This window comes from Pantoea latae (assembly GCF_002077695.1).
GTDB classification, from domain to species: Bacteria; Pseudomonadota; Gammaproteobacteria; order Enterobacterales; family Enterobacteriaceae; genus Pantoea; species Pantoea latae.
The window spans coordinates 40,514-55,099 of sequence record NZ_MWUE01000024.1; the positions used below are offsets into that span (position 1 = coordinate 40,514).

Sequence of the window (14,586 nt, forward strand, 5' to 3'; positions counted from 1 at the left end):
CGTTGCCGCGAAATGGCAAAACTGTTTTGCAATTCGCCCGCTGTCGCTGGCATGCTGAACGCCTGTCTGGTTAACGAGGAGATCGAGGTGGAAGGCGTTCCGGCTATCTTTCCCTGCGAAAAAGATCGCGCGCAGTTCCGTCAGCATGACGAGCTGCCTGGCGTTGAGCTTTATCAGGCGCACATCTCCCGCTACGCCTTTGAGCCGCACACCCATGAGGCGTTTGGCATCGGCACCATCGAGTCGGGCGCGCAGCGTTTCCGCTATCGCGGCGCGCAGTACACCGCGCCGCGGCATTCGCTGGTGATGATGAACCCAGACGAGCTGCACACCGGCGAATCCGCCTGCGAAGAGGGCTGGCGTTACCAGATGATCTATATTCAGCCGGACGATATGGCGCAGCTGACCGGCGATCGCGGCTGGTGGTTCAGCGAGGCGCTGCGCACCGACGTTCGCCTGGCGCTGCCGCTGTCGCAGACGCTGTCGGCGCTGTGGCAGGCAGAGAGCCCGCTGGCGCGGCAGAGCCTGCTGGGCGAGTTGCTGGCGCAGCTGCGGCCGCTGGCGCGTATGGCGGAGAAGGGAAAAGAAGAGGGCGGACACCGCTTCGATCGGGTGCGCGACTATCTGCGCGATAACCTGGCCGAGCCGATCAGGCTGGAGGAGCTGGCGGCGCAGGCCGCTCTCTCGCCCTGGCATTTTCTGCGCGCCTTCCGCGCGCGCTATCACGTGACGCCGCATCAGATGCTGATGGCGTATCGGCTCTATCAGGCCAAGCTGCTACTGGCGCGCGGCCTGCCGGCGGCCAGCGTGGCGGCGAGCGTCGGTCTGAGCGATCAGGCGCATCTGACCCGCGCCTTCGCTCAGCGCTACGGCATTACCCCGGTGCGCTATCAGAAACAGGTACGCGGCGCGCGCTAACCGCAATCTGCTACAAGATTTTTCCCCCCGTTTTCCGCCACACTTCCTTCTTCACTCTAATAAAGGAAGAGACGATGTTAGCTGGCGTGTTGTTTGCCCTTGCCGCAGGGCTGATGTGGGGACTGATCTTCGTCGGGCCGCTGCTGGTGCCGGACTATCCCGGCGCGCTGCAGTCCGCCGGACGCTATGTCGCCTTTGGTTTAATCGCGCTGCCGCTCGCCTGGTACGATCGTCGTCGCCTGCGTCGGCTGCTGCCGACCGACTGGCGCGAAGCGCTGAAGCTTTCGCTGGTGGGCAACCTTCTTTATTACACCTTTCTCGCCAACGCCATTCAGCGCACCGGCGCGCCGGTCTCTACCATGATTATCGGCACGCTGCCGGTGGTGATGGCGATTACCGCCAACCACCTTTACGGCCACCTTGAGGGGCGACTCGCCTGGCGTCGGCTGGCGCCTGCGCTGCTGGCGATCGGCGTCGGACTGATCTGCGTCAACATTGCCGAACTGCGCGGGCAGGGCGGCGAATGGGACCTCACGCGCTATCTGAGCGGCATTGTGCTGGCGGTGCTGGCGGTAGCCTGCTGGACCTGGTATCCGCTACGCAACGCGCGCTGGCTGCGCAGCCACCCGCAGCATAAGCCGGGCACCTGGGCGACGGCGCAGGGGATCGTGACGCTGCCGCTGGCGTTAATCATGTATCTGCTGGTGAGCGCCCAGCTGGCCTGGCAGCATCCGAGCTTCGCGCTGCCGTTCGGCCCGCATCCACAGCGGTTTCTGCCGCTGATGCTGGTGATTGGCCTGCTCTGTTCCTGGCTCGGCACGCTCTGCTGGAACGCCGCCAGCCAGCGCCTGCCCACGGTGTTTATGGGGCCGCTGATTGTGTTTGAAACCTTGTCCGGCCTGCTGTGGACCTTTCTCTGGCGGCAGAGCTGGCCGCCGCTGCTGACGCTGGCGGGCATTCTCGCGCTGATCGTCGGCGTCTGCTGGGCGATGCGCATTAAACCCGAGCCGCAGATCGTCTCTGTTGAGGGGTAATTCCCCCGGCAGCGCCGCATTCATTATTGCTGACCCCCTGATTTCACACCGTTTTAAGAATAATACGCAGAGCGGAGCGGCAGATTTTGCCGCTCTTTTGCGCTATTACAGCTAAAGCGGCAGGAGATAAAAGCGTAAATAGCGATCGCGATCTCATTTTTTTACGCCGCAGCGCGGCGTTTCTCCCCTGTGACTGACGGCAACAGGCGCGTCAGAGCCCTTTAATTCCCCTTTCTCACCCGCTTTTTTCCCTTTAACTGGCGATCAATTCGCCAGATTGCTGCATATTTATTAGCTACCGCTGCGTTTTTATTGACGTTTGGCCCTGAGAACGCCGTCTGATAAACCAGCGTTTTTTCCATAAACCGCCCAATGAATAAGAATAATTCCCAATGACGAAATTGATGAAACTTTAGCGGGCGCGTTCTTTATGCTGATTAATCTTATATAAGTGCGCTCACCAATATCAGAAGCGATAAGCGTTGATAAACCTTTCTTCCAGGAAAAATCCTGGCATTTTTTCTGCCGGTTCGCTTATTGCTGGTTGTCTGGATATTCTTTGCTGGATGCAAAGTTAGTGCCATCCAATTCTGGGTAAAAAGACGCCTCTCTTACCACGGCTGTTCAGCTCTGCTTAATGGAAAGCCGCGCCTTTAGCGCCGTGCATTAACGCACGTGAAGTAAAATGAGAAGCACCAATCTCATCGAAATGAGATTGGGCGAGAGGAGAAATAGCGAGAATTGCGAGACTTTTGCTGGTGCTTATCAATATTACCGCAAAAAACGAAAGTCGTTCTGCCTGCAAACGCATCAGCTATGCATGGAACGAAATGTTACGCCACGAATGGTATCTTAAAGTGTCATCATCTCTTCTGGTAAGAACAATCTCAGCGCTAAGTCAGTTTACGGCTGTATTATTGGTTTTATCTGTTTTCTGAGCCTGACGGGTAGTGATAAACGCTACGGCTAATATCGAGCAGGCGGCAGCTGCGGCGCGTGCCGATGTCGAACGTGCTCTGCAGAAAGTTGACCGCCTGACGCTTCTCATTAGTGGTGAAAAAGTTCTTCAGTACGCTTTGCAGCATCTCCTTGTCTGAGTTGAGCGTTTGCAGCTCACGGGTGAGTGTTTGTAGTTTGTCTTCCAACTCCTTGATTTTCCTTCCTTCCTCAGAAGAGAGGCCGGAGAATTTCTTCTTCCAGCTGTAGAAGGTTGCCTCAGAGATCCCTAGCTCGTCACAAATCTCCCTGACTTTAACCCCTGATTCAGAAGCTTTAATGGCATTTGTGATTTGCTCTTCGCTATATCGTGACTTTCTCATAAATGCTCTTACCTTTCTTATCGATTAATGGATGAGATGTACTGTATTAATATCTGGCACTGTAAATAAAGTATTAATGCAGTATTAAAGTGCGCGATTAGAATTGCGTGGGTTAAATTAAGATATTTGGAATAAATATCATCATGGGATAAATCTTATTTTATTCTTATCGGATGGGCGCACCTTCCTGGCTCGGGTTTTTTGTTATAGATTCTTCCCATCCCAAATACGAAAAATTTCTACGTACATTTGATATTTAGCATAACGTGCTTGCTAAATTCGCAGGGAAATGGCTTGCGAAAGAGTGGTGATTTCCGGGTGAAATCGATTCCAAATTCGCCTTTCTGAGCCAAATTTAATCAGAATTATCCTGAAAATATTCACCGAATCGTGTTCTGATTCTCATTTTTCGGACCAGCCTGGTTTGAAATCTTTAAATAACGCCAGGCCCACTGAGCGCTTGTTAATTCGTTACAGGGATGTTGTACCGAAGCGGTTGAAGTAAGTAATGCAAAGGATGAGTCAATGAAATTAAGCGTAATGTCTAATGCCGCCTGGATGATGTCTGAGAAGATCGTCTCGGTTTTTGGCGTCATATTTGTGACCTCCTACGTGGCGAAATCTTTCGGGCCAACCGTTTTTGGCCAGATGGCGTTTTCTACCTCTTTATTTTCTATGGTCCAGACCGTTGCCATCTTCGGGACCGAAACCATCTTGTTTAAGCGGATCAGCAAAAGCGCGCCGAAAGGGCTGCGTCTGATGAGCGTGGCGCGCACCCTGCGCATGATCCTGCTGCTGCTTACCGCGGCGCCGGTGCTGGCCTGGGTATGGTTCACCATGCCGGAGAATTTTCTGGCGTTCACGCTGGCGTCGTTCGTCGCCTCGGTGTTCGTGACGCAGGATACCTTCAGCGTTTACAACAATGCGCGTCTTGCCTCCCGGCTCAATACCGTGGCGAATTCGCTCGGCATGCTGCTGAGCTTCGCTATCAGCTTTACCATCGCCTGGCTGCGCCTCAATCCGGCCTGGCTGACGCTGTCGATCGTGGCGGTGACCCTGGTGCCCTACGTCATCAAGCGATACAACTTTTACCGCGAAACCCAGGATATAGCTCCGCCGCAGGAGAAACGCAGCGCCTATCTGCGCTACCTGATGTACGCCGGCCTGCCGCTGGCCATCTCCAGCATTTTTATTTCGGTGCAGGTTAAAGCCGCGCAGATGTTTTTAGCCGGTATCGCCTCGGCCAGCGATCTGGGGCTGTTTGCGGCGGCCAACACCATTGCGGCTTCGTGGATTTTTATCCCCGTGGCGCTCATCACTTCTTGCTTCACTGAGATCTTCAGGGAACGCGGCGAAGTGGCCATTAAGCTGGCAGCGCGGCTCAATGGCTATGTCATGGGAGTTTCACTGATGATGCTGCTGGTCATCGCGCTGTTCGGCGAGAAAATTATTATCGCTTTGTACGGGTCAGAATACACACAGTCAGGAAGTCTCATTACGTTGCTGTCGATGGCCACCTGTTTCTCCGCCATGGGGACCGTAGCCTATCGCTACATGGTGAAAGAGGGCGGTTTCAACTATCTGTTGAAGAAAATCGTCTGCCTGATGGTCATCAGCCTGCCGCTTTCGTGGTGGCTGATCCAGGGCTACGGCATTATGGGCGCCGCATGGAGCGTCTTTGTGTCGGAACTCTTGTCCCTCACCGTAATGAATTACTTCTTCAAAAACGGCGTCATTCAAAGAATTCAGGTTTCCTCACTCAACTACAAAACCTACAAATGAGGTCAGATATGTTTAAGTTGAAAGATGAACTCAGAAGAAGTGTGCAGTACTTCATTAAGAAGATGCCCTGGGCGTACCAGGACCGCATTTACTACTTCCACAAGTTCAGAAAATTGCCCAATCTGCGCCAGCCCAAGGTGTTCAACGAGAAGGTGCTGTACCGCAAATTTGTCTACGGCGACTATCAAATCTATGGCCGCCTCTCTGACAAATATTCGGTGCGCGACTATATCGCGGAGAAAATCGGCAACGAGTACCTGATCCCGCTGGTGCATGAGTCCACCGATCCGGCGACGCTGAATAGCCTGCCCTGCTGGAAGGGCACGGTGATCAAGCCGAATCACGCCTCCAATATGGTGGAGATCCTGCTGGAAGAGCCGGACGCGCTGCGTAAGCAGCAGATTATCAACAGCTGCTATAAGTGGCTGAAGACCGACTTCGCCAACGAGGCGCGTGAGATCCACTACCGCTATATCAAGCCGCGCATTCTGGTCGAGCAGTATATCGGCGACGGCAAAACCGCCCCGATCGACTACAAGTTCCATATGTTCAACAAGCGCGACGGCCGCTTTGAATATGTGCTGCAGGTGATCTACAACCGCTGTCAGCCGCAGCTGTCGATGAACTTCTACGTCAACAACCTGGCCGAAGCCTTCCACAAGATCCGTGATACCGGGCTGGATGTGACGAAGATTGCCGAGTCGCTGCAGCACGCGCTCGATCTGAGCAAGAAGCTGGCCAGCGATTTCGACTACGTGCGCGTTGACTGGTATATCCATGAAGGCCGTATCTATTTTGGCGAGCTGACCTTTACGCCGGGCGCAGGTCTGGTGACCGGGCTGGATCGCGGGCTTAACCAGATGATGGGAGATATGTGGATTCAGGATCGCCGCGGCACGCAGAGACCGGGCGTTTCGGTGCAGGACGTTAATATTCCTGCGCTGTTGAAGAAAGTTTGAGTCACACAGCAAAATAAAAAACCCCGCTATGCGGGGTTTTTTATTGGCTAAAGATTAAGGCATCGGCCAGTCGGGCGGCGTCTGGCTCATCACCTGGATAAAGGTATCTTTGGTGATCAGCATAAACTGATGCAGGTTTTCCATACTCAGCGTGATGCCCAGCAGCCCCGTGACAAACCAGCAGGTCATCCCCAGACCGATGCCGCCGCACATAAACGCCATCACGTGATGGCTGCTCTGGCGGAATTTAATTTTAAGGGTGCTGGCAAAAAACATCATGATTGCGCTGAGCAGCTCCCAACGCATGACAATCAAGCTGGTGGTTATGGTCGCCATCGACTTAAGCCTCTGAATCTGAGTGATTATCCCTGACAGTTACTGGACATCACCGGCGACAGAAAGCCTGGTCAGGGAAAGGCTGTCCATCGACAAAAAAGGGTGGAATGTGTGAGCTGGGTCACATTATATCACTGGATTTGAATTTATGAACAAAATTTGTACCTGGTATGGTAGAAAAATTTTTATCGATAAAAGCGCAGCAAAATCAGCGGGTCAGGCGGGAAAAGAGAGGTGCGCCCGTTGAGGGCGCCGGAAACTTAGCGTACCGGGCAGCATTCGCCGGTGGTGCGCTGGGTAAAACTGGCCGCAGGTTCGCTACAGTCGAAGCTGACCAGCCGCGGACGCTGGATCGCCTGACGGCGCATAAAATGGCGATAGGCGGTCGGGGTCTGGGAAAACTGACGGCGGAACACGCGAGAGAAGGTCTGCTGCGAGTCATAGCCATACTGCATCGCGATATCAAACACCGGACGCTGCGTCTGGCGCAGCGCTTCCGCCGCCAGCGTCAGGCGACGTTCGCGAATATAGCCACCCAGCGTCTGTTTCGTCACGGTACGGAACATACGCTGCAGGTGCCATTTTGAATAACCTGACTTCGCCGCCACTTCATCGATGGAAAGGGCCTTATCCAGATTGTGATCGATCCAGTCTGTCAGGGAGTGAATGATCTCTTCTTGCATCATAATCTCGTCCTTTAGTCCTGAGGGATTCGTTATTTAACGCAGGCGAGTATAATTCCTCAAGTTAACTTGAGGTAAAGAGCCAGATGAAAAAAGATCGCAACTACCCAAAACCGGTTTTGACGCCGGGCGAAGTCGCGCGCCGCAGCGGCGTGGCGGTCTCCGCGCTGCATTTCTACGAAAGCAAAGGGCTGATCTCCAGCACGCGCAACGGCGGCAACCAGCGGCGCTATAGCCGCGACGTGCTGCGGCGCGTCGCCATTATCAAAATCGCCCAGCGCATCGGCATACCGCTCGCCACGGTCAGCGACAGCCTGATGCATATTCCCGCCAACAAGCGAATGTCGAGCCAGGAGTGGGACGCCCTGACGCAGCACTGGCGCGAGGAGCTGGATAAGCGCATCGAAACCCTGACGCGCCTGCGCAACGATCTTGACGGCTGTATTGGCTGCGGCTGTTTATCGATGCGCGACTGTCCGCTGCGCAATCCCGGCGACCGGCTGGCGCAGCAGGGCTCCGGCGCGGTGCTGCTCGACCCCGAACAAGATGAGAAGGGCGACGCGGCGCGCTAAAGCGCGCGCGCTATACTTGCCTGAGGTTCATCACAGGGAGTCGACATGATTACTGTTCACCATCTTGAGCAGTCGCGCTCGCACCGCGTGCTGTGGCTACTGGAAGAGCTGGAGGTGCCTTATCAGATCAAACGCTATCAGCGCGAAGCGTCGATGCTGGCGCCAGAAGCGTTGAAAAAGGTGCACCCGCTGGGTAAGTCGCCGGTGATCACCGATGAAAACCAGGTCGTCGCCGAGTCTGGCGCCATCCTCTCCTATCTGGAAGGCAAATATGACAACGAACACCGGCTGAAGCCTGCCGACGACGCGGCGCGCCTGCAGGCGAACTACTGGCTGCACTACGCCGAAGGGTCGCTGATGCCGCTGCTGGTGATGAAGCTGGTCTTTGGTCGGCTCGGCAAGGCGCCGGTGCCCTGGCTGCTGCGGCCGGCGGGCGCGGCGCTGGGCAAAGGCATGCAGAAGGCCTGGCTCGATAAGCAGCTGGTGCCGCATCGTCAGATGATTGAGCGCCATCTGGCCGCGCAGCCCTGGTTCGCCGGCAAACGCTTCAGCATCGCCGATATTCAGATGAGCTTTCCGCTGCTGGCGTTGCAGGCGCGCGGCGGGCTGGCGGATATGCCCGCCACGGCGGCGTGGCTCAACACCGTTCAGCAGCGCGCCGCCTGGCAGCGCGCTATTCAGCAGGGCGGCGAGGTGCTGCCAGGCGGCTGATCGGCATAATAAAGCGAGCCGCATCAGCAGGTAACGTCGCGGCGGCCAGCCAGGGCCGCCGCACAACTCTTCAGGAACCGCCGCGCGTACTCCTCTTTATCCTGAATTAAGGCAAGGAAGCAGTTGAAAATCTGCTGCCAAACGCCGGATAATCCCCCTGCCTTTTCACTGGCCGCATAGCGGACAGCTATCCGCCGCGAAGTAAACGTTTGCCTGCCGTCTGGCGCGCCATTGCGCCGGGTCGATAACCAGGGATTTTGCAGGCAGCGACGCAGGGCGTTTTACACAACAAAAAATTCTTGAGGCTCAACTATGTCATACGAATCACGCTCGTCCGCTGGCAAGCTGGACGCCTGGTTCTCTGTTTCTGCACGCGGCAGCAGCGTCCGGCAGGAAATTCTGGCGGGACTGACCACCTTCCTGGCGATGGTCTACTCGGTGATCGTGGTGCCCGGCATGCTGGGCAAGGCGGGCTTCTCGCCGACGGCGGTGTTTGTCGCCACCTGTCTGGTCGCCAGCGTCGGCTCCATCGTTATGGGGCTGTGGGCTAACCTGCCGATGGCCATCGGCTGCGCCATCTCCCTCACCGCCTTTACCGCTTTCAGCCTGGTGCTCGGCCAGCATATCAGCGTGCCGGTGGCGCTCGGCGCGGTATTCCTGATGGGGCTGCTGTTTACCTTTATCTCTGTTACCGGCATCCGCGCCTGGATTTTGCGCAACCTGCCGATGGGCGTGGCGCACGGCACCGGCGTGGGCATCGGCCTGTTTTTGCTGCTGATCGCCGCGGACGGCATCGGGCTGGTGGTGAAGAATCCCGCGCCCGGCATGCCGGTGGCGCTGGGACACTTCACCTCGTTTCCAGTGATGATGTCGCTGCTGGGGCTGGCGGCGATCTTTGGGCTGGAGAAGCGCCGGGTGCCGGGCGGCATTCTGCTCACCATCATCGCCATTTCCGTGCTTGGGCTGATCTTCGATCCGGCGGTGAAGTTTCAGGGGCTGTTCGCTTTGCCAAGCCTGCGCGACAGCCAGGGCCAGTCGCTGCTGTTCAGCCTCGATATCATGGGCGCGCTGCAGCCGGCGGTGCTGCCGAGCGTGCTGGCGCTGGTGATGACGGCGGTGTTTGACGCCACCGGCACCATCCGTGCGGTGGCGGGGCAGGCGAACCTGCTGGATGAAAAGGGCCAGATCATCAACGGCGGCCGCGCGCTGACCACCGATTCCGTCAGCAGCCTGTTCGCCGGTCTGGTCGGCGCCTCGCCGGCGGCGGTCTATATCGAATCCGCGGCCGGCACGGCGGCGGGCGGCAAAACCGGCCTGACGGCGATTGTGGTGGGCCTGCTGTTCCTGGCGACCCTGTTTATGTCGCCGCTGGCCTATCTGGTGCCTGCCTACGCCACCGCGCCGGCGCTGATGTATGTCGGCCTGCTGATGCTCAGCAACGTGGCGAAAATCGACTTCGGCGACTTCGTCGACGCGATGTCCGGCCTGCTGACCGCGGTGTTTATCGTGCTGACCTGCAATATCGTGACCGGCATCATGCTGGGCTTCGCCACGCTGGTGGTGGGCCGCCTGTTTGCCGGGGAATGGCGCAGGCTTAACATCGGCACCGTTGTCATCGCCGTCGCGCTGGTGATTTTTTACGCCGGCGGCTGGGCAATCTGACGCGAGAAGCGGGCGAGCGGCGTCTCGCCCGTTACTTTCTCCGAAAATTTCGCACCGCCGCACGCGTGCCTTGTTATTCTCTGCGCACTTTGCTTTACACTTTAGCGCTTACAACATTTTTTCTGACGTTACGATTCGCCTAAGGAAAGCATGGAAATCTTCTTCACTATTCTCATTATGACGCTGGTGGTGTCGCTCTCCGGGGTGGCCGCGCGCATCTTGCCGTTCCAGATCCCGCTGCCGCTGGTGCAGATCCTCGCCGGGGCGCTGCTCGCCTGGCCGACGTTTGGCCTGCATGTCGACTTCGATCCCGAACTCTTCCTGGTGCTGTTTATTCCGCCGCTGCTGTTTGCCGACGGCTGGAAAACGCCGATCAGCGAGTTCCTGCATCATGGTCGGGAGATCATCGGCCTGGCGCTGGTGCTGGTGCTGATTACCGTGGTCGGCATCGGCTATCTGATCTACTGGACGGTGCCGGGCATCCCGCTGATCCCCGCCTTCGCGCTGGCGGCCGTGCTGTCGCCTACCGACGCCGTGGCGCTCTCCGGCATTGTCGGCGAGGGACGCATCCCGAAAAAAATCATGTCGATCGTGCAGGGCGAGGCGCTGATGAACGACGCCTCTGGCCTGGTGTCGCTGAAATTCGCCGTCGCGGTCGCGATGGGCACCATGGTGTTCACCTGGGGCGGCGCCAGCGTCGAGTTTCTGAAGGTGGCGATTGGCGGCCTGATTGCGGGCGTCGCGGTCTGCTGGCTCTACGGCAAATCGCTGCGTCTGCTGAGCCGCTGGAGCGGCGACGATCCGGCGACGCAGACCGTGCTGCTGCTGCTGCTGCCGTTCGCCTCCTATTTGATCGCCGAACATCTCGGCGTCTCCGGCATCCTGGCGGCGGTCGCGGCGGGCATGACCATTACCCGCTCCGGCATTATCCGTCAGGCGCCGCTGGCGATGCGTCTGCGCGCCAACAGCGTCTGGCAGATGCTGGAGTTCGTGTTCAACGGCATGGTGTTCCTGATGCTCGGCCTGCAGCTGCCGGACATTATCGGCACCTCGATTGACACGGCCACCGCCGATCCCAACGTCGAGCTGTGGATGCTGTGTAGCGACATTATCCTGGTCTACGGCGCGCTGATGGTGGTGCGTTTCGGCTGGCTCTGGATCATGCAGCGCCTCAGCAAGCGCGTGCTGAAGAAGAAGCCGATGGAGTTCGCCAACTACTCGCTGCGCGAGCTGCTGATCGCCACGTTCGCCGGGGTGCGCGGCGCAATCACCCTCGCGGGCGTGCTCTCGATCCCGCTGTTTCTGAGCAGCGGCGAGCCGTTCCCGGCGCGCTATGAACTGGTGTTTATCGCTACCGGCGTGATCCTGTTTTCGCTGCTGGTGGGCGTGGTGATCCTGCCGCTGCTGCTGCGCGGCGTCGACGGCATCGATAAAGCCGGACATCGCCGCGAGCTGCAAAACGCCCGCGCGGTAATGGCGAGCGTGGCGATCGAAAGCCTGCATAAAATGGAAGAGCGGCTGGAGAACAGCAGCGAAGAGAACATCGATCCCGAGCTGCTGAAAGAGGTCAGCCTGCGCGTGATCGGCAACCTGCGCCGCCGCGCCGACGGCAAGAGCGACCTGGAGCAGGCGCTGTTCGCCGAGAACCTCGAGCGCCGCTTCCGCCTTACCGCGCTGCGCGCCGAGCGCGCCGAGGTCTATCACCTGCGCGCGACGCAGCAGATTTCCGATGAGAGCATGCAGCGGCTGCTGCGCGATCTCGACCTGCTGGAAGCGCTGCTGATCGAGAAAGAAGAGTAAGCCGTACGCCGCGCCTACACCGACAGGCGCGGCGCCTCATCCGGCCAGTGTTCGCGGCAGCAGGCGATCCACGCCTGCGCGCTGCGCGACAGATAGCTGCCCTCGCGCCAGATCAATCCCAGACTCCACTTCAGCTCCGATTCCAGCGGCAGCCACAGCAGCGACTGCTTATCGAGCCGCTGACAGATCGGCTCCGGCAGGATCGCCAGCCCCATCTCCGCCTGCACCATCGCCGCGAGAAAGTCCCACTGTCCGCTGCGCACCGCGATATGCGGCGTGACGCCCAGACGCTGAAACGCCTTCATCAGCTGACGATTAAGCGAGAACTCCTCGTTGAAAATCAGCAGCGGATGCGCCGCCAGCTCCGGCAGCGCGATCTGGCTGCGGTTGAGCCAGCCAGGCTGACGCGGCACCAGCACGCAGAGCGGATGGTGCATCAGCGGCAGGGTGTTGAGCGGCAGCTCGGGATCGACCGGCAGCGCGGTGAGGGCGATATCCAGGCTGCCCGCCAGCACCGCCTGCTGCACCGTCAGCCCGCCGAACTCCGAGATGTTCAGGGTGACGCCGGGATAGCGGCGGCGAAACGCCGAGATCGAGCCGGCAATCTGCATGCCGACCATTGGCGGAATGCCGAGCCGCAGCTCGCCGGTCTTCAGCTGATTGATATCGCCAATTTCCGCCTCGAGCTGGTGGAACTCCTGCAATATCGCCAGCCCGCGCTGATAAACCGCCTGGCCGCTGTCGGTCAGGTGCAGCCTGCGGCCGTCGCGCAGCAGCAGGGTGCAGCCCAGCTCCTCTTCCAGCTGACGCACCATTTTGCTGATGGTGGGCTGGGTGACAAACAGCTTTTGCGCGGCGCGGGTAAAGCTCTGCTGGCGCACCACCTCTGTGAAGTAGCGTAACGCGCGGACGTCCATAACTATTCCTTTCTGGCATGATTTGAATAATTTTAATTCATTTTTTTCACCTTCTGTCGCGGATTTATACTGACTGCCGACAAATGTGACGGAGGAGAAGAAAATGGCGTTAGCGCTCAGCCCGCAGCGGGCGGGCAGGCTGCAACGACTCGGGTTGCCGCTGCAGCTGCTGCTCTATGTGGGCCTGTTTATCGGCTGCGACCATCTGGTGAGCTGGCTGCATCTGCCGCTGCCCGCCAATATCGTCGGCATGCTGCTGATGCTGGCGCTGATCGTTACGCGCGTGCTGCCGCTGCGCTGGGTGAAAGCGGGCTCGCGCTGGCTGCTGGCGGAAATGCTGCTGTTTTTTATTCCGGCAGTGGTGGCGGTGGTTAACTACGGCGATCTGCTGCGCGTCGACGGCTGGCGCATCTGCGTGGTGATCGCCCTGAGCACGCTGCTGGTGCTGGCCTCTACCGCGCTGGTGGTCGATCGCCTCTACCGCTATGAGCTGGCGCGCGAAGCGCGCAGGCAGCAGCGCGATGCATGATCTTATCCTCAGCCTGCTCTGTCTGGCGGTCACGCTGCTGATCTACTTTCTCAACAAGCAGCTCTATCGCCGCTGGCGCACGCTGCTGCTGATGCCGCTGGTGGCGACGCCGCTGCTGCTGGTCGGGCTGCTGCTGCTGCTGCACGTCTCCTGGCAGGACTATATCGCCGAAAGCCACTGGCTGCTGTGGCTGCTCGGCCCGGCGACGCTCGCCTTCGCCGTGCCGGTATATGAAAACATGGCGATTATTCGCCGCCACTGGCTGTCGCTGAGCGCGGGCGTGTTGACCGCCACGCTGGTTGCGGTCTGCAGCTCGGTGTGGCTGGCGCGGCTGCTGATGCTGCCGGAGTCGATCCAGCGCAGCCTGGCGGTGCGCTCTATCACCACGCCCTTTGCGCTCGCCGCCGCGAAGCCCATCGGCGGCCAGCCGGATCTGGTGGCGCTGTTCGTGGTGATCACCGGGGTGTTCGGCATGGCGATCGGTGACGTGCTGTTTCTGCGCATCGCCATCAAACAGGGCGTGGCGAAAGGGGCGGGCTTCGGCGCGGCGTCGCACGGCGCGGGCACCGCGCGCGCTTATCAGCTGGGCGAGCAGGAAGGCGTGGTTTCCAGCCTGGTGATGATGCTTTCCGGCGTGGTGACGGTGGTGCTGGCGCCGCTAATCGGCCATCTGCTGTGGACGGCATAAGGGCAAAAGGCGCGCGATCGACATGTCTGTTTACGTAAAGGTTACCAAATAGAGTTGTCAGAGGATTTCAGGCTGTTAACCTTTGCGCCGAAATTATTGTCCTTTCATGGAGTGGAATCATGTTTAAGCAACTTGTTACCGGGAGCGCACTGGGTCTGGTGCTGCTGAGCGGCGCGGCGCAGGCTATCGAAGGCAGCGTGGATGTGGGCGAGCACAACACCAACCTGAACGTCGGTCTGGGCACCACCTCGCCTGGCCTGTTCCTTAAAGGCAACTGGCTGCGCAGCGATCACGACGGCAGCACCTACGGCCTGGGCCTGGGTTACAACGTCGATATCGGCGGACTGCGTCTGGCGCCGACCGCCAAGACCATTTTCACCCATCCTGAAGATGGTAAAGATGGCTTTGCCGTGGCGCTGGGCGGCGGCGCGCAGTACAGCTTCAACAGCATGTGGGGCCTGTACGGCGAATACTACTACGCGCCGGAAGGTCTGACCGACCATCTCGACAGCTATCAGGAAGCCGCTGGCGGCCTGAGCTTCACCCCGATTTCACTGCTGAACCTGCGCGTCGGCTATCAGTACATCGAGCTGAACAACAAAGGCGGTCGTAAAGACAACGTGCTGGTCGACGGCCCGTACGTCGGCGCCTCGCTGCGTTTCTAATTCGATCGGAT

The 14,586-nt window shown here is 58.7% G+C and carries 16 protein-coding genes; 11 read left to right on the forward strand and 5 right to left on the reverse strand.

The features are described 5' to 3' along the window. Positions 1-87 precede the first annotated feature (87 nt). Together B2J69_RS16045 and B2J69_RS16050 are read left to right on the forward strand one after the other, a co-directional pair. Positions 88-918: an AraC family transcriptional regulator gene (locus B2J69_RS16045; RefSeq protein WP_081140702.1), complete on the forward strand. Its 831-nt coding sequence runs from the start codon at positions 88-90 to the stop codon at positions 916-918. A 74-nt stretch (positions 919-992) separates the two neighbouring features. After that, positions 993-1,952 (forward strand): DMT family transporter, encoded by a 960-nt coding sequence (locus B2J69_RS16050; protein WP_081140652.1) that lies wholly within the window; start codon positions 993-995, stop codon positions 1,950-1,952. Between the two features lie 221 nt (positions 1,953-2,173). Here B2J69_RS16050 and B2J69_RS24105 read toward each other — a convergent pair whose 3' ends face one another. Both B2J69_RS24105 and B2J69_RS16055 read right to left on the reverse strand, forming a co-directional pair. Beyond that, complete coding sequence (locus B2J69_RS24105; RefSeq protein ID WP_158083440.1) at positions 2,174-2,314, reverse strand: hypothetical protein; 141 nt, start codon at positions 2,312-2,314, stop codon at positions 2,174-2,176. Positions 2,315-2,875: 561 nt separating this feature from the next. After that, positions 2,876-3,271: a transposase gene (locus tag B2J69_RS16055; protein WP_048781395.1), complete on the reverse strand. Its 396-nt coding sequence runs from the start codon at positions 3,269-3,271 to the stop codon at positions 2,876-2,878. Positions 3,272-3,796: 525 nt separating this feature from the next. Between B2J69_RS16055 and B2J69_RS16060 the strand changes: the two genes are divergently transcribed. Continuing rightward, complete coding sequence (locus tag B2J69_RS16060; protein ID WP_081140653.1) at positions 3,797-5,053, forward strand: MATE family efflux transporter; 1,257 nt, start codon at positions 3,797-3,799, stop codon at positions 5,051-5,053. Positions 5,054-5,061: 8 nt separating this feature from the next. Further along, positions 5,062-6,012, forward strand: a complete 951-nt coding sequence (locus B2J69_RS16065) for an ATP-grasp fold amidoligase family protein (RefSeq protein ID WP_081140654.1) — start codon at positions 5,062-5,064, stop codon at positions 6,010-6,012. Between the two features lie 54 nt (positions 6,013-6,066). On the opposite strand, the gene B2J69_RS16070 is transcribed toward B2J69_RS16065, so the two are convergent. Beyond that, complete coding sequence (locus B2J69_RS16070; RefSeq protein WP_081140655.1) at positions 6,067-6,348, reverse strand: YjcB family protein; 282 nt, start codon at positions 6,346-6,348, stop codon at positions 6,067-6,069. A gap of 260 nt (positions 6,349-6,608) precedes the next feature. Then, positions 6,609-7,034 (reverse strand): superoxide response transcriptional regulator SoxS, encoded by a 426-nt coding sequence (gene soxS / locus B2J69_RS16075; protein ID WP_081140656.1) that lies wholly within the window; start codon positions 7,032-7,034, stop codon positions 6,609-6,611. An 83-nt stretch (positions 7,035-7,117) separates the two neighbouring features. On the opposite strand from soxS, the gene soxR reads away from it, so the two are divergent. The 4 genes from soxR (at position 7,118) to B2J69_RS16095 (ending at position 11,776) form a co-directional block, all read left to right on the forward strand. Next, positions 7,118-7,603 carry a redox-sensitive transcriptional activator SoxR gene (gene soxR, locus B2J69_RS16080; RefSeq protein WP_081140657.1) on the forward strand — a complete coding sequence of 162 codons (486 nt, stop codon included), beginning with the start codon at positions 7,118-7,120 and terminating at the stop codon, positions 7,601-7,603. Between the two features lie 45 nt (positions 7,604-7,648). Next, positions 7,649-8,314: a glutathione S-transferase family protein gene (locus tag B2J69_RS16085; RefSeq protein ID WP_081140658.1), complete on the forward strand. Its 666-nt coding sequence runs from the start codon at positions 7,649-7,651 to the stop codon at positions 8,312-8,314. 312 nt (positions 8,315-8,626) lie between these two features. Then, positions 8,627-9,976 (forward strand): NCS2 family permease, encoded by a 1,350-nt coding sequence (locus B2J69_RS16090; RefSeq protein WP_081140659.1) that lies wholly within the window; start codon positions 8,627-8,629, stop codon positions 9,974-9,976. A gap of 150 nt (positions 9,977-10,126) precedes the next feature. Beyond that, complete coding sequence (locus tag B2J69_RS16095) at positions 10,127-11,776, forward strand: Na+/H+ antiporter (protein WP_081140660.1); 1,650 nt, start codon at positions 10,127-10,129, stop codon at positions 11,774-11,776. A gap of 14 nt (positions 11,777-11,790) precedes the next feature. Here the strand turns inward: B2J69_RS16095 and B2J69_RS16100 are convergent, their stop codons facing one another. Continuing rightward, positions 11,791-12,693 carry a LysR family transcriptional regulator gene (locus B2J69_RS16100; protein WP_081140661.1) on the reverse strand — a complete coding sequence of 301 codons (903 nt, stop codon included), beginning with the start codon at positions 12,691-12,693 and terminating at the stop codon, positions 11,791-11,793. A gap of 103 nt (positions 12,694-12,796) precedes the next feature. On the opposite strand from B2J69_RS16100, the gene B2J69_RS16105 reads away from it, so the two are divergent. The 3 genes from B2J69_RS16105 (at position 12,797) to B2J69_RS16115 (ending at position 14,575) form a co-directional block, all read left to right on the forward strand. Continuing rightward, positions 12,797-13,222, forward strand: coding sequence for a CidA/LrgA family protein (locus B2J69_RS16105; RefSeq protein ID WP_081140662.1), 426 nt, complete (start codon positions 12,797-12,799; stop codon positions 13,220-13,222). Beyond that, positions 13,215-13,910, forward strand: a complete 696-nt coding sequence (locus tag B2J69_RS16110; protein ID WP_081140703.1) for an LrgB family protein — start codon at positions 13,215-13,217, stop codon at positions 13,908-13,910. Before B2J69_RS16105 ends, B2J69_RS16110 begins: the two co-directional genes overlap by 8 nt. A gap of 119 nt (positions 13,911-14,029) precedes the next feature. Continuing rightward, positions 14,030-14,575, forward strand: a complete 546-nt coding sequence (locus tag B2J69_RS16115) for a YfaZ family outer membrane protein (RefSeq protein WP_033749177.1) — start codon at positions 14,030-14,032, stop codon at positions 14,573-14,575. The last annotated feature ends 11 nt before the right edge of the window (positions 14,576-14,586 follow it).

Coding starts and splice junctions, on each gene's coding strand:
- B2J69_RS16050 (WP_081140652.1), top strand. CDS start 993: ATGTTAGCTGGCGTGTTGTTTGCCCTTGCCGCAGGGCTGATGTGGGGA.
- B2J69_RS24105 (WP_158083440.1), bottom strand. CDS start 2,314: ATGGAAAAAACGCTGGTTTATCAGACGGCGTTCTCAGGGCCAAACGTC.
- B2J69_RS16055 (WP_048781395.1), bottom strand. CDS start 3,271: ATGAGAAAGTCACGATATAGCGAAGAGCAAATCACAAATGCCATTAAA.
- B2J69_RS16060 (WP_081140653.1), top strand. CDS start 3,797: ATGAAATTAAGCGTAATGTCTAATGCCGCCTGGATGATGTCTGAGAAG.
- B2J69_RS16065 (WP_081140654.1), top strand. CDS start 5,062: ATGTTTAAGTTGAAAGATGAACTCAGAAGAAGTGTGCAGTACTTCATT.
- B2J69_RS16070 (WP_081140655.1), bottom strand. CDS start 6,348: ATGGCGACCATAACCACCAGCTTGATTGTCATGCGTTGGGAGCTGCTC.
- soxS (WP_081140656.1), bottom strand. CDS start 7,034: ATGATGCAAGAAGAGATCATTCACTCCCTGACAGACTGGATCGATCAC.
- soxR (WP_081140657.1), top strand. CDS start 7,118: ATGAAAAAAGATCGCAACTACCCAAAACCGGTTTTGACGCCGGGCGAA.
- B2J69_RS16085 (WP_081140658.1), top strand. CDS start 7,649: ATGATTACTGTTCACCATCTTGAGCAGTCGCGCTCGCACCGCGTGCTG.
- B2J69_RS16090 (WP_081140659.1), top strand. CDS start 8,627: ATGTCATACGAATCACGCTCGTCCGCTGGCAAGCTGGACGCCTGGTTC.
- B2J69_RS16095 (WP_081140660.1), top strand. CDS start 10,127: ATGGAAATCTTCTTCACTATTCTCATTATGACGCTGGTGGTGTCGCTC.
- B2J69_RS16100 (WP_081140661.1), bottom strand. CDS start 12,693: ATGGACGTCCGCGCGTTACGCTACTTCACAGAGGTGGTGCGCCAGCAG.
- B2J69_RS16105 (WP_081140662.1), top strand. CDS start 12,797: ATGGCGTTAGCGCTCAGCCCGCAGCGGGCGGGCAGGCTGCAACGACTC.
- B2J69_RS16110 (WP_081140703.1), top strand. CDS start 13,215: ATGCATGATCTTATCCTCAGCCTGCTCTGTCTGGCGGTCACGCTGCTG.
- B2J69_RS16115 (WP_033749177.1), top strand. CDS start 14,030: ATGTTTAAGCAACTTGTTACCGGGAGCGCACTGGGTCTGGTGCTGCTG.